20 protein-coding genes are annotated in these 20,819 nt (G+C 28.4%); 7 read left to right on the top strand and 13 right to left on the bottom strand.

All coding sequences use genetic code 11. The features are described from left to right. Positions 1 to 123 precede the first annotated feature (123 nt). Positions 124 to 1,113: a sulfide/dihydroorotate dehydrogenase-like FAD/NAD-binding protein gene (locus tag T483_RS0116375; protein WP_026887823.1), complete on the bottom strand. Its 990-nt coding sequence runs from the start codon at positions 1,111 to 1,113 to the stop codon at positions 124 to 126. Positions 1,114 to 1,320: 207 nt separating this feature from the next. Beyond that, on the bottom strand, positions 1,321 to 2,178 hold the full coding sequence (locus T483_RS0116370) for a D-alanyl-D-alanine carboxypeptidase family protein (protein ID WP_026887822.1): 858 nt from the start codon (positions 2,176 to 2,178) through the stop codon (positions 1,321 to 1,323). Positions 2,179 to 2,319: 141 nt separating this feature from the next. Between T483_RS0116370 and T483_RS0116365 the strand changes: the two genes are divergently transcribed. Both T483_RS0116365 and ytfJ read left to right on the top strand, forming a co-directional pair. Next, positions 2,320 to 2,862: a DUF2953 domain-containing protein gene (locus T483_RS0116365; protein ID WP_026887821.1), complete on the top strand. Its 543-nt coding sequence runs from the start codon at positions 2,320 to 2,322 to the stop codon at positions 2,860 to 2,862. A gap of 23 nt (positions 2,863 to 2,885) precedes the next feature. Next, complete coding sequence (gene ytfJ / locus T483_RS0116360) at positions 2,886 to 3,356, top strand: GerW family sporulation protein (RefSeq protein ID WP_026887820.1); 471 nt, start codon at positions 2,886 to 2,888, stop codon at positions 3,354 to 3,356. Between the two features lie 182 nt (positions 3,357 to 3,538). Here the strand turns inward: ytfJ and scpB are convergent, their stop codons facing one another. From scpB to T483_RS0116340, 4 genes are all read right to left on the bottom strand, one after another. Then, positions 3,539 to 4,129, bottom strand: a complete 591-nt coding sequence (scpB, locus tag T483_RS0116355; RefSeq protein ID WP_026887819.1) for an SMC-Scp complex subunit ScpB — start codon at positions 4,127 to 4,129, stop codon at positions 3,539 to 3,541. Then, a complete protein-coding gene (locus T483_RS0116350; protein WP_026887818.1) occupies positions 4,122 to 4,868 on the bottom strand; it encodes a segregation/condensation protein A in 747 nt (248 codons plus the stop codon). Before T483_RS0116350 ends, scpB begins: the two co-directional genes overlap by 8 nt. A gap of 341 nt (positions 4,869 to 5,209) precedes the next feature. After that, a complete protein-coding gene (locus T483_RS0116345; protein ID WP_026887817.1) occupies positions 5,210 to 6,400 on the bottom strand; it encodes a D-alanyl-D-alanine carboxypeptidase family protein in 1,191 nt (396 codons plus the stop codon). Positions 6,401 to 6,576: 176 nt separating this feature from the next. Next, positions 6,577 to 8,763, bottom strand: a complete 2,187-nt coding sequence (locus T483_RS0116340) for a DNA topoisomerase III (RefSeq protein WP_026887816.1) — start codon at positions 8,761 to 8,763, stop codon at positions 6,577 to 6,579. A gap of 1,195 nt (positions 8,764 to 9,958) precedes the next feature. On the opposite strand from T483_RS0116340, the gene T483_RS0116335 reads away from it, so the two are divergent. Then, on the top strand, positions 9,959 to 10,450 hold the full coding sequence (locus T483_RS0116335; RefSeq protein WP_026887815.1) for a hypothetical protein: 492 nt from the start codon (positions 9,959 to 9,961) through the stop codon (positions 10,448 to 10,450). Positions 10,451 to 10,576: 126 nt separating this feature from the next. After that, positions 10,577 to 10,732, top strand: coding sequence for a hypothetical protein (locus tag T483_RS31685; protein WP_196244891.1), 156 nt, complete (start codon positions 10,577 to 10,579; stop codon positions 10,730 to 10,732). A gap of 162 nt (positions 10,733 to 10,894) precedes the next feature. Here the strand turns inward: T483_RS31685 and T483_RS0116325 are convergent, their stop codons facing one another. The 3 genes from T483_RS0116325 to glyA form a co-directional block, all read right to left on the bottom strand. After that, positions 10,895 to 11,143 (bottom strand): hypothetical protein, encoded by a 249-nt coding sequence (locus T483_RS0116325; RefSeq protein ID WP_026887814.1) that lies wholly within the window; start codon positions 11,141 to 11,143, stop codon positions 10,895 to 10,897. A gap of 126 nt (positions 11,144 to 11,269) precedes the next feature. Continuing rightward, positions 11,270 to 11,785: an isochorismatase family protein gene (locus tag T483_RS0116320; RefSeq protein WP_026887813.1), complete on the bottom strand. Its 516-nt coding sequence runs from the start codon at positions 11,783 to 11,785 to the stop codon at positions 11,270 to 11,272. A 216-nt stretch (positions 11,786 to 12,001) separates the two neighbouring features. Continuing rightward, the gene (gene glyA, locus T483_RS0116315) at positions 12,002 to 13,237 is read right to left on the bottom strand and encodes a serine hydroxymethyltransferase (protein ID WP_026887812.1); all 1,236 of its coding nucleotides are present in this window, start codon (positions 13,235 to 13,237) and stop codon (positions 12,002 to 12,004) included. Between the two features lie 347 nt (positions 13,238 to 13,584). Here glyA and T483_RS0116310 point away from each other — a divergent pair, with 347 nt between their 5' ends. Together T483_RS0116310 and T483_RS0116305 are read left to right on the top strand one after the other, a co-directional pair. Beyond that, entirely contained in the window at positions 13,585 to 14,343 is a 759-nt protein-coding gene (locus tag T483_RS0116310) for a threonine/serine ThrE exporter family protein (protein WP_026887811.1), read from the top strand. A gap of 67 nt (positions 14,344 to 14,410) precedes the next feature. Next, a complete protein-coding gene (locus T483_RS0116305) occupies positions 14,411 to 14,860 on the top strand; it encodes a threonine/serine exporter family protein (RefSeq protein ID WP_026887810.1) in 450 nt (149 codons plus the stop codon). 10 nt (positions 14,861 to 14,870) lie between these two features. Here the strand turns inward: T483_RS0116305 and T483_RS0116300 are convergent, their stop codons facing one another. Together T483_RS0116300 and T483_RS0116295 are read right to left on the bottom strand one after the other, a co-directional pair. After that, on the bottom strand, positions 14,871 to 15,428 hold the full coding sequence (locus tag T483_RS0116300) for a hypothetical protein (protein ID WP_080697020.1): 558 nt from the start codon (positions 15,426 to 15,428) through the stop codon (positions 14,871 to 14,873). Between the two features lie 91 nt (positions 15,429 to 15,519). Beyond that, positions 15,520 to 16,179 carry a DUF6483 family protein gene (locus T483_RS0116295; RefSeq protein ID WP_026887808.1) on the bottom strand — a complete coding sequence of 220 codons (660 nt, stop codon included), beginning with the start codon at positions 16,177 to 16,179 and terminating at the stop codon, positions 15,520 to 15,522. 224 nt (positions 16,180 to 16,403) lie between these two features. Here T483_RS0116295 and T483_RS0116290 point away from each other — a divergent pair, with 224 nt between their 5' ends. Then, complete coding sequence (locus T483_RS0116290; RefSeq protein ID WP_026887807.1) at positions 16,404 to 16,973, top strand: DUF4489 domain-containing protein; 570 nt, start codon at positions 16,404 to 16,406, stop codon at positions 16,971 to 16,973. 65 nt (positions 16,974 to 17,038) lie between these two features. On the opposite strand, the gene gshAB is transcribed toward T483_RS0116290, so the two are convergent. After that, positions 17,039 to 19,387 (bottom strand): bifunctional glutamate--cysteine ligase GshA/glutathione synthetase GshB, encoded by a 2,349-nt coding sequence (gshAB, locus tag T483_RS0116285; RefSeq protein WP_026887806.1) that lies wholly within the window; start codon positions 19,385 to 19,387, stop codon positions 17,039 to 17,041. Between the two features lie 54 nt (positions 19,388 to 19,441). Further along, complete coding sequence (locus T483_RS0116280) at positions 19,442 to 20,755, bottom strand: MATE family efflux transporter (RefSeq protein ID WP_026887805.1); 1,314 nt, start codon at positions 20,753 to 20,755, stop codon at positions 19,442 to 19,444. Positions 20,756 to 20,819 lie beyond the last annotated feature (64 nt).

Raw genomic sequence — 20,819 nt, 5'->3', positions numbered from 1 at the left:
AGTATAATAAAGAGTATACTGTGGGATGGAGATAAGGCGTTTACTATACAACCAAATTTATAATTTACTGGTGTTTGAACTGGGTTGCACAACCTGACCAACCTCCGCCAACAATAATAACTTTCATATAAATCTTCTCCCTTCAAAAATACTTCTCGGGTCAGCCTGTTCTTTGCAGAATCTTTTTACTCTGTGACCTGAAAATCTTGATGTGCATGCCCCGCAAATTCCTTCACCGCAGCACATCTTAAAATTGTTACAACATGAAAGTGAGACATCATTTCTATTAATGTCGCTTAGATAATTAATAACACCATAAGTCAAAATATCGGCTCCTGCTACATGAATATAATTAGTTCCATTTCTAAGTGAATCTTTAATCAACACTTTTGCATGATCTGAAAGTTTGCCATTATCTAATAGCGAGCACTCAGATACCCCAATTTTATATTCATCTAAAAGCTCTTTAGAAAAGTTTTCTTCAAAAGGAGTTTTATCTATTACTATTTGTATGTCATTATTTTGTGAGATCAGCTTTCTTATTACAGGAATCATAGGAGCTAACCCAATACCTTTTGCAATTACTAATGTCTTATTCTCCTTTTGAGCCAATATATTTTTAATGCCAAAAACACCATTCCAGTAAGGTCCACGTATCACTATGTTCCCTCCTGTTTTTATATCCAGTAATTTAGCAGTTTTAAGCCCTCTAATTTCAACTGCAACCATGATAGTGTCATTTTCTATATCTGAATTCATTATAGATATGGGAATATCAAAATAAGTATTTCCATCCGTTCTTATAAATATATAGCTTCCAGGTTTCACTAAATCTATAACTAATTTATGCGGAGCTTTAAATTTAATTATCACCAATTTATCATTGTAATTTAGGACCTCTGTTACATTACATTCAAAAGTCTTACGCCCTTCTTTTGCTTTATTTCCATTATTATGGAGTTCTTGATATATACAAACCCCCTTCCAATTTAAACAATCGCAAAAAACTTCTCCTTGACATTGCGAGCAGGTCAAACACTGCCCATATTCTGCAAGTTTACATGGACAATACTCCGTTCCAGCATCTATACAATCAATAGCTTCTTTTACCATTTTCTCTCCTTTAGATAAAATTGCTTCTAATATAAATTATTTAAAAATATCTAATTTGATACAAATATAATTGTTTAAAATTATTTATTTTTCAATATTTCAATCTAAATTATCCTAATATTAAATAACCTATTTTTGATTTTCTAAAATATTTTATTTAATACATAAAAAAGTAGATAGTAATAAAAAACTATCTACTTTGACTTATTAAACCAATTCTTTAACTGTATGATTCCCAAATGCTACTTTTTCCATTACATGATTGTATATTTTTTCTGTCACATTCCATCTATCTGGACAATTTAGAACAACAATAATTATATCTTTTCCATTTTTATTAATTGATGAAACTAAACATTTCCCCGCTTGGCCTGTATATCCTGTTTTCACACCGTTAGCCCCTGGAATCCTCCATAATATCTTATTTATGTTATTATAATCTCTCGTAAAATTATATTTTTCCTTTGAAATTTGTTTACTTCCTACTACTTCTCTAAACAAATCATAATCCATACCTTTAGCCGTAAGTATCGCTAGGTCATAAGCTGAAGAATAATGTTTACCACTATCTAATCCATGAGGAGATTCAAAATGTGAATCTAATATTCCTATGCCTCTCGCGTAATGATTCATTATTTCTGCAAAACCATCTACTGATCCCCCTAATTCTTCAGCGATAGCTATTGCTGCATCATTTCCTGACTTAAACATTAACCCAAAAACTAACTCCCTTAAAGTAATTTCCTCATTTTCCTTATATCCAACTGTAGATCCTCGTATACCAGCTGCTTTCTTACTTATTACTACTTTTTTATCTAGATTACCTTGTTCAATAGCTATTAAAGAAGTAAGTATCTTTGTTGTACTTGCCATTGGAACTATTTCATAAGCATTTTGTTCAAATAAAACTGCGTGACTTTCCTTATCCAACGCAATCGCAGATCTAGCATTTACCCTTAAATTACTATTAGCTTTACTTTTAGCATTTGCATTTATACATATTATTTGAGTACATATAAGAATTAGTGCTATCAATGAAGTGCATTTACTAGTACCTTTTCGCATAATTAATCACCTTCTAAACTTACTATTTGGTTCTAGTTTACCTTTAAAATTATTTTTTAAACCTAATTTTGATAATTTTCTAGGTTTATTTTTTTGTTATTAGTCAATAATTATGGAGTAGATATAGTTTGGAGGAATTTTATGAAATTATTTTACATCTCTTTAGTGGTTTTATTAATATTTTTTATTCCTATCCCTATTAAATTTAGTATTTACTATTCTACAATCAATTATTATATAAAATTATATGGATTTAATCTTATCTCTAAAAATAAGAAACGTACTGCACATACAAAGAAATCCAAAAATCCACCTTTAGTTAAAAACGGGAATAGATTTTTTTCAAAAGTTACTAGGAAAATAAGTTTCAATCATCTGATTTCTACTTTACATAATTTAAAATATAAGCCACTGGTAAAAATAAATTTATCTTTGGAATATTCACTAGACGATGCTGCGAGAACTGCAATTTTCTATGGAATTATATATAATACAACATCACTAACTTATGTTCTCCTTAATTACACTTTTAATATAAAGAAATTTAATTTTAAAATAGCTCCTATATTCGATGATAAATTTTTACTAAAAATTGAAACTTCAAGTATAATTTTCTTATCAATTGCAAACATTATATATATAATAATTAATTTATTAAAAAACAATGAGAAACAAGGGAGGTGACCCCTTAGTAAAGGGGATTTATTATGTCAAGTGAACAACATGTAGAAAATTTAATGAAAAGTACCATGGAAAACCTTAAGGATATGATTGATGTAAACACAGTAATAGGGAAAGCTATAGAAACAAAAGATGGAACTTATATCATTCCTGTTTCAAGATTAAGCTTTGGATTTGCTTCTGGTGGAAGTGAGTGTCTAAATTTAAAGCAAAATATTACAAGTACAACATTTCCTTTTGGAGGCGGATCTGGAGCAGGGGTTTCTGTTAAACCTGTAGCATTCTTAGTTGTTAAACAAGACGGCGTTAGAATGTTGCCTGTAGATCAAGATACTACATATGATAGAATTGTAGATACTGTTCCTCAAATCTTAGATATTGTAAAAAGTTTAGTAAAAGATATATGTGGAAAGAATAAAAAATCCACTACTGTCAATACTACTACTGTTGATAATAATTCTGAAGAATATTATTGCAGTGATAGCGATAATATTTAAATTGCTCCTAATTTTTAATTTAAGAGAGAAATACTTGTTTAATAATACACTATTTCTCTCTTGAATCTAATAAAATAAATCTTACAATAGATATCCAAAAAATATTCAAAAATAAAAAATGGATTCTATCGTTTTCCAAAATATTAATATCTTTATAAATTCCGATAATAGAGATTAATATTTTATTCTTGTCTCTGATCTTCCGGAGAATCTTCTTGACCAAATAAATCTAGCGAAGGAAGCTCCTTTAAATCTTTCAATTCAAATTGCCTTAAAAATTCATCCGTCGTTCCATATAAGATTGGCCTTCCAGGCACTTCTAGTCTCCCAACTTCTTTTATAAGGTCTTTTTCTATAAGTCTTTGAATAGCACTATCTGATTTAACTCCTCTAATTTCGTCAATATCAATTCTTGTTATTGGCTGCTTATAAGCAATTATGGCTAAACTCTCTATAGATGCTTGAGATAAAGATTGCCTTTTATTTTTCTTTAAAAGCTTCTGTATATAATCAGAGTTTTCGGATTTGGTGACTAACTGATAACTTCCTTTAATACATATTATTTTTATTCCTCTATTATTATTTTCATATTCTTCCATCATTTCGTGCATGATAATTTCAATAAGTTTATTCTTTTCTTCAAGGTGGTTAATCAAATCCTGTAAACTCAATGGTTCTCCACTAGCAAATAACAACGATTCTATTGCTGATTTTAAAGAATTTTTTTTCTTGTCATCTATAAACGGAATTTGAATTCCTTTATCATTACTCATCATCTGTTCTCCTTTCGATCAATATATTACTAAAATTTTCGCTTTGATATACTTTGATCATCCTCTGTTTAATCATCTCTAGTAATGCCAAAAATGTAACAACACATTCTAGTTTGCATTCACAGTTTTCGATAATCTTATAAAAGCTACTTACACTCTCCGTTTTCAGCTTGTCCATAATATATTCTAACTTATCTTCTATTTTATATTTATCCACATATATCTTTTTTTGAATTATGTTATTTCTATTTTGCTTATTATTATATATCTCCAATAAATTATTATAGATATTAAATAATTCTATAAGACTTATATTTTTTAATAAATCTTTTTTATCAATATCATCCTTTTTTTCTTCTATTACCTCTGGTTTTTTTCCATATATCTCACCAGCACTAATATATCTATCTTTTAAAAATATTGAAACCCCTTTTATTTTTTTATAAAGAATAAGTTTTTCTAGAAGCTTTTTCTCATCATCTTCTTCATCATCTTCTTCTTTTTTAAATTTCGGTAACAAATTCTTAGATTTAATTTCTATTAATGTTGCCGCTACTACAATAAACTCAGAAGTTATCTCTAAATCCATTTTCTTCATTTCATTAATGTAATTTAGATATTGATTAGTTATTTCGTATATTTTTACATTATATATGCTCATTTGATTCTTTCTTATTAAATGTAGCAGAAGATCAAACGGGCCTTCAAAATCATTAATTTTAATCTTTGGAAGTTCCATATATACCTTTTTTACCTCCATTATGAATTATACTTAAATTATAACTTTAAATCTAAATAGTAAGTACTATAATATATAATAACAAGTAATAACCACTAAGACAAGAATCATTAATTTATATATCTTGTAATGATAAATCTACATTTAAAATTCTAGTGAGCTAACTGTTTTTTTAATAGCCAAGTACGAAAACTCAATTACAACATATATATTATAAAATACAAAACAAGCATAGCTGAATAAATTTAATTGAATTTATTCCTTATTAGCTATGCTTGAATTCTTTCTTCTTTATAGTTTTACAAGAAAAATATAGAATTTATAATAAATCTCTTCTATAGTTATACACCTTTTTCGAATAAGTTTTTGATATTATATTTTATATTATCAATTATATTGCCCTTCTTAACATCTCTATCGCAATATATATCTACTTCTCCTACTTTTTCACTGCCCAAATAAACTTCACATTTTCCAACTATATCTCCTGCTTTGTATTCTTTTTGTAGTTCATCTATAACAATTTTCTTCTCTAAATCTTTATTCTCACCCTTAGGAAGTATAACATTTAAATCATCTTTTGCCATTGCCATAAAGAACTTATCTGTTTGTTCATCCATATATACTTTATCTATTTCTTCATCTTTAGATACGAGTTTTTTTCCTTCATACTTTGAAAATCCATAATTAAGTAAAACACCTGCATCGCGATTTCTTATTTTGTAAGTTGGTGCTCCCATTATTACAGATAGCATTCTTACTCCATTTCTTGTTGCTGTAGCGCTAATACAGTATTTAGCTTCATCTGTAAATCCAGTTTTTAGCCCGTCACATCCTTCAAAAAATCTAACTAATTTGTTGTGGTTTACTAGTTCTATTGGAGATTTTCTTCCTTCTGATATATTATCCATATAAGTTCCTGTGTATTTCAAGACCTTTGGATGTTTTAATAACTCTTTTGACATTATTGCTATATCTTTTGCCGTAGACATATGTCCATCAGCTGGTAATCCATTGCAATTTTTAAAGGTTGTATTAACCATTCCAAGTTCTTGAGCCCTTTTGTTCATCATATTAACGAAGTCTTGTTCTGTCCCTCCAAGATATTCTGCAAGTGCAACTGCAGCATCATTTCCAGAAGCTATGGCTACACCCTTCAAAAGTTCTTCAACAGTTCTTATTTCTCCAACGTCTAAAAGCATTGTACTTCCGCCCATTTTCTTAGCATTTTCACTACAAGTTACTTTATCATCTAATTTAATTTTTCCACTATCTACAGCCTCCATTGTGAGCAACATAGTCATAATTTTTGTTACAGATGCTGGTGCAAATTTTTCATCTGCATTCTTTTCATAAAGTACTTTACCGCTCATTGGTTCCATTAATAAAGCTGATCTTGCTTCAATATTAGTTCCATCTGATTTTACTTTTTCATCTGTATCTACAGCTTTGGCTAAGTTAATTGGTAAAAGTAATAAAGTAAAAATAAATATCAAAGTAAAAGATATGATTCTTTTTGCATTATTTTTCATAATTACTGCCTCCTTTCAAAATTAGTGTTACCATAAGAAGAAATAATATAACAAGTAATTCTAATTTTCTTAACAATATGACAATATTTTTAACTTATACATAACTACCGAAATAAAGGGTATAAATATATTTAATAAAAAACTTCTAGTAACTTTAAATTACTAGAAGTTTTTTACTATTTATCAAATTTTATATCACCTAATAATGCAGCAAAAGGATTATCGTTAAATTCCTCTGCTTCTTTCTTCATTTTCTTCATATAATTATTGACTTCTCTTTTATCGATTTTTCCATTCCCTTCAAATCTCTTCTTAAATTGAGAAGCCTTTTCTCTAAAATTGCAGTTACTGCCAGAACATACATATATTGCTCCCTCACCATGTCCTCTTAATTCCAGTTTCTTTTTGCACTCTGGACATCTAGCATTAGTTACCCTAGCCACACTTTCCCTATAACCACATTCTCTATCCTGGCAAACATTCATTATTCCATTCTTTCCTTTAACTTCCAACAAATATTTACCACAGTTAGGACATTTCTTTCCAGTTTTATTATCATGAACAAACTTGCTATTTGTACCTTTAACATCTTCAACTAACGCAACTGAATAATTTTTCATTTCTTTTAAAAATAAATAATCATCTCTTTTTCCTTTAGCTATTTCATCTAATTGACTTTCCCATTTAGCCGTTAAAAGTGGTGATTTCAAATCCTTCGGCACAAGTTCCATTAATTGCTTTCCTTTTGATGTAGGTATTATTTCCTTACCTTTTTTTTCTATAACAAATGAATTAAATAATTTTTCAATAATATCTGCTCTTGTAGCAACTGTTCCAAGACCACCTGTTTCGCCTAGGGTTTTAGCAGCTTCCTTGGAAACATTAATGTATTTATGAGGACTTTCCATAGCTGATAAAAGAGTAGCTTCTGTAAATCTAGCTGGTGGTTTTGTTTGACCTTTTTTTATATTAACACCCTCTACCTTAATACTATCTCCTTTAGATACCGTAGGCAGCACTTGCTCTTTTATTTCTTCATCATTATCTTCTTCTAGTTTATCATAAAGCTTTTTCCATCCTTTAGCCTTAATAACCTTTCCTTTAGCTACAAGCTTTTCTCCTTGAACGTCTGCTTCTATTATAGTTTGAACATATTCAAAAGGCGGAAGCATTACACTTAAGAATCTTTTAACTACTAAATCATAAATTTTTCTTTCTTCTGATGATAAAAATGATAAGTTTGGCTTTTCTTCTGTTGGAATAATAGCATGGTGATCACTTACCTTTGAATTATCTACAAAACCTTTATGGCCATTTATTTTTCCTTTAAGCAATTCTTCTGCAGTAGCCCTATATTCTCCAATAGATATTGCTTTTAATCTATCAGGAATAGTAGCCACAATATCAGTAGTGATATATCTTGAATCCGTTCTTGGATAAGTTAATATTTTATAATTTTCATAAAGTCTCTGCATTATGTTTAATGTCTGCTTTGCAGAATATCCCCATATTTTATTTGCATCTCTTTGAAGTTCTGTTAAATCATAAAGGGCTGGGGAAAACTTTTTCTTATTTACTTCATTTATACCTACTATTTTCCCATCTGAATTTTTTAGTTTTGAAGCCACCTTATTAGCAAACTCTTCATCAAATATTCTTGAATTATTATCTTTATTTACCCATGCTAAGTTAAATCCCTTAGTTTTTCCTTCTAAAGTATAATAAGCTTTCGGTTTAAAATTTCTTATTTCTTCTTCTCTTAACACTATCATAGATAATGTTGGCGATTGAACCCTTCCTGCTGACAATTGTGCATTATACTTACACGTTAACGCCCTTGTTACATTAAGACCTACAAGCCAATCCGCTTCTGCTCTACATACTGCTGCTTTATATAGATTTTCGTAAGCTTCACCTGGTTTTAAATTTCTAAATCCATCCAGAATAGCTTTTTCTGTTTGCGATGAAATCCACAATCTCTTTAGTGGCTTTTTCACTCCTGACTTTTCCAATATCCAACGTGCTACCAATTCCCCTTCCCTTCCAGCATCTGTAGCAATTATAATGTCGCTAACATCATTTCTTAATAATTGTTTTTTCACTTCATTATATTGCTTTCCTGTTTTTTTCAACACCGTAAGTTTCATGTGTTTAGGAAGCATTGGGAGTGTCTCCATTTTCCACTCTTTATATTTATTATCATATCCCTCAGGATCCATAAGCCCAACTAAATGTCCCATTGCCCAAGTTACTATGTATTTACTACCCTCTATATGCGAACCTTTATTTTGATTACACTTAAGAACTTTTGCCAAATCTCTTCCCACTGATGGTTTTTCTGCTAATACTAATGTTTTACTCATTCTTTCTCCTTATCGATAAAAAAATTCAATAATAAGAATTTTTTTCTTATTATTCTTTATTTTTTATACATACTTTTATTTTAATAAATAATTCTTTTCTATTTTAATGCCTCATACTATTTTTTCTTCTTATTTTTCATCTTCTAATCTATTATACTATTTACTATTAATTTTTAAATACTCTTAATATATGTTACGATTAATACTCTACATTTTAGTATTAGTAAATTAATAGAGCACTTTATATACTAAGATTTTAAATGCAAATTTATCGTTCAAATACATATATTTTCAACCAATTACACTTATTGTAATTCTTTTAATAGTTCTCATTATTTATTTAATCATCACTGTATAGAATAAATAGTATGATTTTAAATTACTTTACCATTATACAACGTTTTTCCTGATATTCCTATTCTTTTGAATTCACTATTGTCAGCTTAGTCATTTTAAGTGCTCTAAACTATTTGATTAATTCTTTGTATTGAGTATTATTTTACAAATAATTAATTTTAATTTATATAAGATTGACTTCTGTATCTAACTCTTTTATTAATAATAGAATATTGAAGATATTAATGCAAATTCATTGGTTATACATCTAAGAGCTTTATTTTCTAGGTTAAGAATCTATAAATTACTCCTTCCGTCTCCATAATAATTATAACTATGATACATAATGCTCCCATGACACTTGGCATTGCATTATCGTTAGATACATTTCCCGCCCAGTCCTCGGCATCGCTACTTATAAATGCTATTCTTACATATATCTCAAAAATAAGAAGGAATACTCAAAGTCCGCCTTAAGTATTCCTTCTTAAATTATGGTTTATCTTTATAGTTTTCAACTAAAAATTCATCTATTCTACTCCAAGCTGTAAACCACGATCCAGTAATTATATCTTCTCGCTTACTTTGATTACATTTCCAAACAACCCAAATATATTTAGTCCAATTACTGTTAATAATTTTTTATTTTTACAAGTTAAGATTATACATATTTTTATTAATTTTCATAAATAAATTTAATGCTATCCTAAAAATAATCGATTAATTATTTACTTTATAATTTATTTAAAATAAAAACTCAATTCTATTCATACATGCTTATGTATATATTTAAATATACTAACTTAATTTCATTATATTTAATACTAATTTCAATGATCGTTAAATAAAGGAGGTCTTTATGAGAACTCAAAGATGGATTGCCAATGTAGATAATATAAATTATAATATAGAGTATTCTAAAAGCTTTTTAAGAAAAAAATTATTAGTAAATAAAATACCTATAAAACTTCAAAGCTCCAAAACTTTTGGAATTACACGTGAAACTACATTTAAATTAGGAACTAAAACCGCTATACTAGTGAGTATTGATAATAATTGCGACATTGCTATTAATGGCATATACTTAGATTCTGGAGAAAAATATGTACAGGTAAAGTACATGCCTAGCTGGAATTTTATATTCTTAGGCTTAATTCTACTTATTTTTATACTTTCTTATGATAGTCTATGTTCTGCACTCTTTGCTCTAGCAGGTTTTTATTTTCTTATAAGAGTAAGTATAGAACCATCTTTAAACACAAAACAACGACTTCTAATTTGCTCATTTATTACATTATCCATGCATCTATTTTTTTGGGGTGTTTTATTTATACTAATCTCCATTTTGTAATATTTTCTTGTAAAAGTATTATAAAATAGAATATTATATTTTATAATATCTATACTGAATTTACCACAATTAATTTTCATTAATGTAGACATACTATATATATAATAAGTTAAAGGAGATGATTTTGTGGACAATAATAATAACAAAGATTATTCAGAAAGTAATTTTTTAAGAAATGGTAATAAAACTCAGAATCAATATGGGAAAAGTAGTTACAACACAACAATAAAAAGACCTGGAAAAAATGAAAGTGGAATAGAAGCTGAAAAAAGAGGATTTTAATTTATATACCCAATTAACATATTAATAATAGGCATACACTAAAAATTCTTCATACTTGTTTAGTATAAAATAAAAGAAGTTTCCTCTAGTTAAAATTCTTATAACTATGAGAAACTTCTTTTATTCAATTAAGTACTTGAAAGTATCTAGCTCTAATTTATATTATTTATAAATATTATACTCGTCTAATAATCCTAAGATTTTTTTTACCGCACGCTTGGCATCTTTGGGTAATCCTTCCATTGCTTGTTCTCTTTGGCTTTCATCACTAATTTGAGCTATTTGAATAACTCTTTGCTGAAGTCCTGGTACCTTATTTAATTCGGATATAGCTTTATTAAATTTATTAGCGAAGTTAGGATCTTGTTGCATTCGTTGTTGAACGTTGATAATTAATTGATACGGATTCATTAAATTTTCCTCCCATAAAACCTTCTTTCTTCATAATATATATTATTCTGAAATACTTTAAATGTTCATGAGAAATTTTCAAATAAATATTCATTGGAGCATAATTGGGATTTTAGTAGTTTTTATTTATATATAAGCTACTCCAATTGATTTTAATTTATTACTTATTTTAAGATATCTTTCATTATTAATAATCCCTATGCTATCGCTAGAGATAGTAACATTAAGTCCAATTTTTACTGCACTTTTTGCAGTCTTAAAAATACATCCGTTGATATCAACTCCAACCATCTCTATTTCACTTATCTCATTTTTTTCTATAAAATTCACTAAATTATTATTTTTAAAAGCACTTCCAAATTGTTTTTCAAAATAATTTTGTGATATTATGGTAATCCTCTTATCTAATTTGGCTCCTCTTGTTCCTACAAGAGTATATCTAAAAAACTTCCTATAAAAAAAATTATTTGGTAATGCATTAACAATATATACTACTATATCTTCGTTCCTCTCAAAAAATATGATTTTTTCATTTATATTATTAATAAGTTTATCTATATCTTCAAAATCAAATCTTTGTTTATTCCGCTGTTCGCCAATAAAATCTTCTTGAGCATCAATAATCAAAAGTGCCTTTTTCATTTATCTCCTCATCTTCCACATAAATTATATTATACTTTCACAATCTCTTATGTAAATTCTAGGTCTCAATTTATTCTATTATTATCATAAGTATTTAATTACTTGTTTAATTCTAAATAATATTAAGCTCAAAAATAAGAATAGTAAACATCTTTAGAATTCTAGATAAATATAATAAGAGGCTTCATATAAATGAAGCCTCACTATATCCTTTATTTACTTATATAATGGATGTTTATCACATAAAGTTTCTATTCTAGATTTAAGAACTGATAAATCTCCATCTCTATTCTCTATTGTTTCTGATATAACTGCTGCAATTTCGGCCATATCTTCTTTTACAAAACCTCTAGTTGTTATTGCTGCTGTACCAATTCTGATTCCTGAAGTTACAAATGGACTTCTTGTTTCATTTGGTACTGTATTTTTATTAACTGTTATTCCAACAGAATCTAGCAAAGCTTCTGCTTCTTTTCCTGTTATATCTTTGTTGTTTAAATCAACTAAGAATACATGGTTATCTGTTCCACCTGATACAATTTTAAAGCCTTTAGCTATTAATTGTGATGCAAGTTCTTTACAATTTTCAACTACATTTTCCCCATATGTTTTAAAACTTGGATCTAATGCTTCTTTAAAACATACGGCTTTAGCAGCTATAATATGTTCTAGAGGACCGCCTTGTATCCCTGGAAATATGTTTTTATTTAACACTTGGGCATATTTCTCTTTACAAAGTATTAACCCACCTCTTGGACCTCTTAAAGTTTTATGCGTTGTTGTTGTTACAAAATCAGAATATGGCACTGGTGATGGATGAACACCTGCTGCAACAAGTCCTGCAATATGAGCCATATCTACCATTAATAATGCTCCAACTTCATCAGCTATTTCTCTAAACTTTGAAAAATCTAAAATTCTTGCATATGCACTCGCACCAGCAACTATAAGCTTTGGCTTATGTTCAATTGCAATCTTTCTTACATTTTCATAATCAATCATTTCAGTTTCTTTGTCGACTCCATACGATACAAAGTTAAACAATTTTCCTGAAAAGTTAACTGGAGAACCATGAGTCAAGTGCCCACCATGGCTTAAATCCATACCTAAAACAGTATCTCCTGGTTCTAATACTGCAAAATATACAGCCATATTTGCTTGTGAACCTGAATGCGGTTGAACATTTGCATGTTCCGCACCAAATAATTCTTTAGCTCTATCGATTGCAATTTGTTCTATTTCATCTACAACATGACATCCGCCATAATATCTTTTATTTGGATATCCCTCAGCATATTTATTAGTTAAATAAGATCCCATAGCTTCCATAACCGCTGGACTTACAATATTTTCTGAAGCTATTAATTCTATTCCTTTTTGTTGTCTAACTAACTCTTTTTCAATTAAATCATAAATTTCTTTATCTTCTCTTTGTATATTTTCAAAATTCATCTTTATAAATCACCCCAATATATTTTTGTTCCCTAACGGGCACGAGAAACCAATTTAACATAGCATAAAACATGTCACAAGAGTTTCACTTATATTCAAATTATATGTTTTCTTACTAAATTTATCAACTATTTTTTATATTTTATATGGCTTTTAGTGAAACTTGTTACATTTTATATTATTTCTGTAATTATAATCTCCGCTTTAATATACTTAAACTTTAATCTTTTATGCCTTAGAGAGTACATTATCTTTAATTATTAAATATTATATAACTTATGCCTATAAGAATTATTTATTATATGCTATAATTCACTTGTTATAAAAAATATATTGGAGAAAAAATTATGGACTTAAATAAATTACTCAAAGTATCTACCTTGGCGGGAAAAATAATGTTGGAAAGTGGCGCTGAAACTTATAGAGTTGAAGAAACTATTAGTAGAATATGTACTGCCTTTGGTGCTCATACAGTTGATAGTTTTGTAATACCGACTGGAATAATTGTTACAGTAACTTATTATGATGATGTTGCTACCCTTGTTCAAAGAATTATTTCCAGAGGTGTTGATTTACATAAAGTAGATTTAGTCAACGATCTTTCTAGAAAAATCCAAACAGAAATTATTGATATAAATGAATTTAATAAAGAACTTACAAGCATATCCAATAGCCACAGATACTCTAACTTGACCACTTTATTATGGTCTGCTCTTAGTGCTGGATGCTTTAGTATTATGTTTGGTGGAAATCTTAAAGATTTTATTTCTGCAAGCATAATTGGTGCAGTAATAAAAATAATTGTTGTGATATGCCAAAAATTAAACATAAACGAATTTTTCACTAATTCTTTAAGTGGAGGATTATGTGCATTTTTAGCCATAGCATTTATAAAATTAAATTTATCTAATAATTTAGATAAGACTATTATAGGTTCTATTATGCTTCTTGTTCCTGGACTCACAATTACTAATGCAATTAGAGATACCATAGCTGGTGACTTTTTATCTGGGATAACAAAAGCTTCTGAAGCATTTTTAGTTGCAGTTTCTATTGCAGTTGGCACTGGAGCGGTTTTAAGCCTATTTATAAATACCTTAGGTTAATTCTAACTTGAATCATAAACAAATAAAATTTGCATCATCTTTGAATCATAATATTTTAGGAGGTTATATGCTTACACAAATTGCAATCTCGTTTTTAGCATCTTTAGGATTCGGAATAATATTTAACATAAAAGGAAAGAATTTAATATTCGCATCTATAGGTGGCGCTATAAGTTGGTTCTCTTATTTATATTTAAAAGAAAATAATGTGGGTGATATATTATCATTATTTATATCTTCAATACTATTTAGCATATATTCAGAAATTTGTGCAAGACGTTTAAAAACTCCTGTAACTACTTTAGTAATTTGTGCACTTATTCCACTAGTTCCTGGTTCTGGAATGTATTACACCATGTATGAAACAATAAGTGGCAATATAAGCCGTGCAGTAGAGTTAGGATTAAATACATTAGCTAGCGCTGGAACATTAGCATTAGGAGTAATATTTGTATCCACCATAACAAAACAGGTAACAAATTTAAAAAAGGTTAAAGAAAAATTACTAGAAAAATAATTTAATCAAATTATTTTTCTAGTAATTTTTTAATTTCTTTTATTTCTTCTCTTAAATCATTTAAAGATAATTCCAAATGATTTATTTTATTATCCACATCCTCCTCTGAAATCTTCTTCTTGATATCATTTGTTGACTTATTGGGTTTATTTTTACTTGAATTAGTATTTTGAGAACTACTGCAAAATGTATTACTTACATTATAATTTTTAGGACTAAAGTATCTTCCTGGCCCTCCTTGAAAATATTGTTGCTGAGCATTATATGTCTCTATTACTTGACCAACTAACTGTAACCAATTTCCTAGTGCATTTTGAACATTGAATGGAAGCCTACCTGATAATATATTCCCCAATATCTCTCCTATCAAAATGAATAGCTGTGGATCTACATCTTGAAATCCGTTTGGAATATCTCTACATTCTGAATTTTCGAACTCATCCTCTGCATTATTCCCACTATTATTTTTATTACAACTACTATATCCGCATGCTCTAGCTAAATTCTCGAAATCATTCCATCCCTTAAATTCCATAGCTTCTCCTAACCCATAACTACTTTCTATCATTATATTATTTATCTTTAGCAATGTTCCTCTAATACTAATAGTAAATAACTTACATTTAATGAATTTACGCAGTTATATTGAAGCAAAAACTTTATAATCCTAATCTTCTTTCAAGCTCTAAAATCCCATCATTAACTTCTTCTATAGGTAGATTCCCTATAATTAATTCATTGTTATCTTTTTCTTTTAGCCTATTATAGAATTTAATTCCTTCTAAAATAATGCTACCATCATTATTAGTCTTCCTAAGCGTATAAAATAAGGTATCCTCAGCTCTATCAAACTTATTAGTTAATTCATATATCTTAAAAATTTTCTTATCTACCTCTAATGAAAGTTCATAATTAACTAATTCATCAGCTATTTCTGCTGCTTCATATAGATATTTCTTGTCTATCTCGTCATCTTCAGCATAAGCTTTATAAAAACCTTCTAAAGCTTTTTCATAGTATTGAACTTTAGCACTTTCATTATTCTCTTTATCGCTAATTAGTCCTCGAAGTTTAAGAAGGCTTCCAAGTGCAATAAATTTTTCTGCATTATAGTGCATTTCTTTACCTATAAAACTTTCTATGCTGCTGAAAGAAAATATATCTATAGTTCCTATGTCCATTCCTACTAGAGCTTTAAGTTTTTTATTTATTTTTTCTTTTGCTTCTCCTATGTCACCTTTTACTATATCCTTATTTACTTCTTCACTTGTTAAAGTTAAAGTATTCTCTATCTCTTTCATATAATCATTTTTTATCATTAAGTCACACCTCATCTTTTAAATTGTTAATTGAATTTGCATCTTTTTACGTATAACTACCTTTACATTTCATTATTATACTCATAAAAATTTATAAAATATTAGATTTCCTAATACATCACATTTTTATATATTTCTCATACAATATACTATGAAAAGAATCTCTTACAACTAAATTATACGGAGAAAAACTTGATAAACTTATGATAGTATGGAGGTAATTTATGAATATTATTTGTGAAAATGAACGTGATTATGATTGCTGCGATAATCGTCCTAGTTACACTTATTCCGACAATCGCCCTAGCTACACTTATTCTGACAATCGTCCTAGTTGCAGATGCTACAATCGTGCCCCAGAACCTGGTAGAGCTTTACTAAATGTTGGTTCTGGTGGAGTTGGGCCTTTGCCTATAATTTCGACACCATTATCTAGACCTATACCTGTAGCTAGTGTTTCTATAGATACTACTAATATGTGCAATCCTAAAGTACTTTTAACATTTACTAGCATAATCTCTTTACCTGTAGATATCTTAGTAAATTTAAATTTTACAATAATAAAAACAGTTGGTGATGGATCTCCTCAACCAATAGGGGGAACCTTTACTTTTGCTGAAACAGTTAGTGTCTTAGAATCCGAATCATTTAGTTTTCAATTTTGTGATTGTAATCCAGCTTATGATAATACAACTTATACAATCCAACTTGAGCCAACTAGCTTAATTGCTGTAACAGCTGGACTCACTATAACTAATGCAGTATTATCGGCTTTAGCTGTTGAATCTCTATAATTATAACTAATTATATTAAAGGGAGCTCTTTTGAGAGCTTCCTTTATTTTTCACAATTATATATTTTAAACAAAATCTAATATTCTTAATACTTCTACGCCAATTTCTCTTTCCCTACCTTTATAAGGATAGCAATGGATATGAATTGCAGGATTAAAATTCAGTTCAATTATTGAATAATTAGAATTTTCATCATTAAAATCTTCAAGCATCATGTCAACTCCACAAATTTTTGCATTGACAGCATTTGCTGCATTTACCGCTATCTTTTTAAATTTCTCTGGAATATCATCAGTATAATCTATACTATCTCCACCAGTACTTATGTTTGAATTTTCTCTTAGATAAATAACCTCGTCTTTTTCAGGAATATAATTAAAATCTTTATTTTGTTGCTCCAAAAATAATTCTGCACTTTCATCTAAAATTATCTTTTCAAGTGGTGTTACATAGTGATGACCTCTTAGCGGATCCTGATTTTTTATTTCCACTAATTCCTTAATAGAATTTACTCCGTTGCCTTTAACATTAGCTGGAACTCTATGGAGTACCCCTGCAACTTTACCATCTATAACTAAAAAACGATATTCTTTTCCCTTAATAAATTCCTCTATAAGAACTGTATTATCATGTTTAAATGCAAGTTCAAAAGCCTTTTTAATGCTCTCTTCATCTGCACCTTCTTTAAATATGCTTATGCCTATCCCAAAATTTGTTGATTTTGGCTTAATAACAACTGGCTTTTTAGTAAAATTTTTTATTATATTAAAAGATTCATCTATTGAGTTTACCTCAATTCCTTTTGGGACTTTAATACCTCTATCAGAAATAACTTTCTTAGTCACACTTTTATTTTCCATAATTAAAGCAGTTATATAGCTATCCTTTGATGTTTTAGTTGCTTGCTTAATATATTCTATTTTAGTATTCTTTCTAAGTGATATGAAATTTTCATATTTATCTAAAACTTCAACTTTTATTCCTCTTTTAATAGCTTCTTTCATTAATATTTGAGTAGATAACTCTAACTCCTCATATCCTTCTAACTTAAATCTGTTTTTATAAGACTCTTCTTTATATTTTCGTGCTATATCTAAATGTGCATTTATATATCCTTCTTCTTTTACTTTCCTTTCAATTTTGTAAGCATATGTCAATTCACTATTCTTAATTTTTCCAATCATCAAGTCAATGATTTTTTCTTTCCCAAGGCCTAGTTTATCATTAATATTTCTTAGATCATTTAATATTTCTAATCCCCACTGCTCTTTAGAAATAAATTTCCCATCTTTCTTTAATAGAACGTCCTTTTGCCCTAGTTTTGAAATTATATTTTGGTTTTCTGTACCCTCTTCCTGCCATTTATCATAATCAGTTTCTTGATTAATTAGCAAAAATAAATTAAATATTTGAAGAAAATAAAGATCTTCTAAACTTATTCCTCCTTTTTCAAATGGATTAATATCAATACTCCTATATTCTAGATATTGAATTCCATCTTTACTAAGAGAATTGAAGAAGTCATTAGGATCTTTTGGTTTAATCCTTACACAACTATACAACTCTTTATGACTGCCTATAAGCTTATCGCTTACAAATCTCCTCAAACTTTCAATGTGTTCATCAACAGAATGATAATTAGGATATAAATCTATTTTATTCTTATATCCGCATTCACTATTTCTATAAGATAAAGCCCCTTCATTCGAAAAACTATCGTGTGCAATTTCTTTAGATGAATTCATACAAGGTCCCATATAGCTTTTATCAACAACTCCACTTGCTCCTAAAAGATATATAATAAGCCATCGATACCTCAAATAATTTCTTGTAACTTTTAAGTATAAGTTATTTTTAAAATCCTTGTATCCCAATTTCTGGCTTTTATTAACTATTCCATTAAAAAGCTTATGTGTGTTTTGTCTTTCATATAAACAATATAACTTGCTCAATAAGCCATCATCAAAAGAAAAATTATAATGAATGCCACATATAAGCTGCTTCTTACCACCATATTTTTTTATCAAATTTTCTCTATAAAGTCTAGCTTCGCTACCTTTTTCATTGTCACCATATTCTGCAATTCTAATTTTATCATCGTTAGGTATTATGCCCGGCATGGACTGTGGCCATAAATACTCATCCTCAGTTTCCATTGCCACAATATCGTATAATACTCTAGAAAAATTATATGTTTCTTCTATACTCTTAAATGGTGGTGTTATAACTTCTATTTGGCTTTCAGCAAAATCCGTAGTTATATATTCATTTTCCACTTTCTCACCAAATACTTCTGGATGACTCTTAACTGATAACTCTCCTTTATTATTTACTCTTAAACTTTCTCTTTCTATACCATAATTACCTTTTAATAACTCATAAGGTGTAAATAATTCTTTAAGTTCATTTAACATTGACTGCCTCCCCATATAAATTTTATCTATATATATATTTACTTATTTACTAATCTATCTATATTTTCTTTTAACCTCAATTATATATAATATATAAGCTACACTACCTTTTAGAATACTCGATATAGAAATACTTATCCAAATACCATTTAAACCAAATGGTTTTATTAAAACTAATGCCATTGGTATTCGCAGTGCTGTGAATACAACACTGATAATTGAAGATATTTTAGGTTTCCCTATACCTGTAAACAATCCATTAGATACTGTTTCTGTAGTACTAAATAATTGAGAAAAGGCTACCACTTGTAAGTACATATTAGCTATTGCAATTGTTTGCTGATCTTTAACAAACAATTTAATAAATGGTGTGCTAAAAAACATGAATATGAATGCCATAAGAAGAGAATATATAATTCCTATCCTAAGTGCAGTGTTATACCCTTCTTTGATTCTTTCATATTTTTTAGCCCCAAAATTTTGACCTGTAAATGCAGCTATCGCACCATGAAGACCACCAATAACCATATATGTAATAGATTCAATTTGAAGTCCTATTTTTTGAGCAGCTATTGCATCCGATCCAAATATAGCTATTATTTTTGCAAGAAATATATTTATTATAGTAAATAGAATTCTTTGTATCGCCATAGGAAACCCTAAAATTATTATTTCCTTTATCTTATTATAATCAATTTTTATGCTAAAATTATATCTAAGTATTCCCGATGACTTAAATAGATATAATAAGAACATTATAATATTAGCAATCATTGTTGCTATGGCTGCGCCTTCAACTCCAAGTTTTACAACATAGATGAAAATTGGATCTAATATTATATTTACAACTACTCCTACAATATTTATATTAAATGCTAGTTTATTATTTCCAAAACTCCCTAATATTCTTGCATATAAAAGATTAAAAAATGCAAAAATTATTGTGGGTCCACTGAATATTAAAAATGTATATGCATCTTTTTCAACTACAATATTATTAATATTTAAAAAGTTTACAAGTGTTCTTCCTAATATAATGAGTATAGACCCAAAAATAAATGACATTACTGCATTAATTAAAAGGCCCGCATTAATATATTCTTTTATCTGATTTTCTTCTTTTTTACCTATTGCATGTGCAACTTTTATTCCTGTTCCTATAACTACTAATGAATTTATAGAATATCCAAGACCTACGTAAAAACTTGCTGATCCAACACTTGCGACAGCATTACTTCCAAGGCCACCAACCCACAACATATCAACTAGATTATATGTAAACTGTAGCAATGAACTCCCCATTATTGGTACTGACAATGTTGTTAGAACATTCAATGTTTTTCCTTTAGTTAAATCAATCTGCCTCATTTGATCTCCGTTTTTATTCAATTTTTATTATTTTTAATAAGTACATTATATTTAATATATTCTA

Origin of the sequence: Clostridium beijerinckii HUN142 (genome assembly GCF_000621745.1) — a bacterium.
Classification (GTDB): domain Bacteria; phylum Bacillota; class Clostridia; order Clostridiales; family Clostridiaceae; genus Clostridium; species Clostridium beijerinckii_A.
Note: the sequence above shows the minus strand (reverse complement) of the source record. Positions and strands in the feature narration are given on the sequence as shown.

What these genes read in the sequence shown, in the direction of transcription:
- T483_RS0116295 (WP_026887808.1), bottom strand. Translation starts at nt 16,179, where the DNA reads ATGATAAAAAATGATTATATGAAAGAGATAGAGAATACTTTAACTTTA.
- T483_RS0116320 (WP_026887813.1), bottom strand. Translation starts at nt 11,785, where the DNA reads ATGAAAAAGGCACTTTTGATTATTGATGCTCAAGAAGATTTTATTGGC.
- T483_RS0116290 (WP_026887807.1), top strand. Translation starts at nt 16,404, where the DNA reads ATGAATATTATTTGTGAAAATGAACGTGATTATGATTGCTGCGATAAT.
- glyA (WP_026887812.1), bottom strand. Translation starts at nt 13,237, where the DNA reads ATGAATTTTGAAAATATACAAAGAGAAGATAAAGAAATTTATGATTTA.
- T483_RS0116365 (WP_026887821.1), top strand. Translation starts at nt 2,320, where the DNA reads ATGAAATTATTTTACATCTCTTTAGTGGTTTTATTAATATTTTTTATT.
- T483_RS0116280 (WP_026887805.1), bottom strand. Translation starts at nt 20,755, where the DNA reads ATGAGGCAGATTGATTTAACTAAAGGAAAAACATTGAATGTTCTAACA.
- T483_RS0116335 (WP_026887815.1), top strand. Translation starts at nt 9,959, where the DNA reads ATGAGAACTCAAAGATGGATTGCCAATGTAGATAATATAAATTATAAT.
- T483_RS0116305 (WP_026887810.1), top strand. Translation starts at nt 14,411, where the DNA reads ATGCTTACACAAATTGCAATCTCGTTTTTAGCATCTTTAGGATTCGGA.
- T483_RS0116350 (WP_026887818.1), bottom strand. Translation starts at nt 4,868, where the DNA reads ATGGAACTTCCAAAGATTAAAATTAATGATTTTGAAGGCCCGTTTGAT.
- T483_RS0116325 (WP_026887814.1), bottom strand. Translation starts at nt 11,143, where the DNA reads ATGAATCCGTATCAATTAATTATCAACGTTCAACAACGAATGCAACAA.
- T483_RS0116375 (WP_026887823.1), bottom strand. Translation starts at nt 1,113, where the DNA reads ATGGTAAAAGAAGCTATTGATTGTATAGATGCTGGAACGGAGTATTGT.
- scpB (WP_026887819.1), bottom strand. Translation starts at nt 4,129, where the DNA reads ATGAGTAATGATAAAGGAATTCAAATTCCGTTTATAGATGACAAGAAA.
- T483_RS0116310 (WP_026887811.1), top strand. Translation starts at nt 13,585, where the DNA reads ATGGACTTAAATAAATTACTCAAAGTATCTACCTTGGCGGGAAAAATA.
- T483_RS0116370 (WP_026887822.1), bottom strand. Translation starts at nt 2,178, where the DNA reads ATGCGAAAAGGTACTAGTAAATGCACTTCATTGATAGCACTAATTCTT.
- gshAB (WP_026887806.1), bottom strand. Translation starts at nt 19,387, where the DNA reads ATGTTAAATGAACTTAAAGAATTATTTACACCTTATGAGTTATTAAAA.
- ytfJ (WP_026887820.1), top strand. Translation starts at nt 2,886, where the DNA reads ATGTCAAGTGAACAACATGTAGAAAATTTAATGAAAAGTACCATGGAA.
- T483_RS0116340 (WP_026887816.1), bottom strand. Translation starts at nt 8,763, where the DNA reads ATGAGTAAAACATTAGTATTAGCAGAAAAACCATCAGTGGGAAGAGAT.
- T483_RS0116300 (WP_080697020.1), bottom strand. Translation starts at nt 15,428, where the DNA reads ATGATAGAAAGTAGTTATGGGTTAGGAGAAGCTATGGAATTTAAGGGA.
- T483_RS0116345 (WP_026887817.1), bottom strand. Translation starts at nt 6,400, where the DNA reads ATGAAAAATAATGCAAAAAGAATCATATCTTTTACTTTGATATTTATT.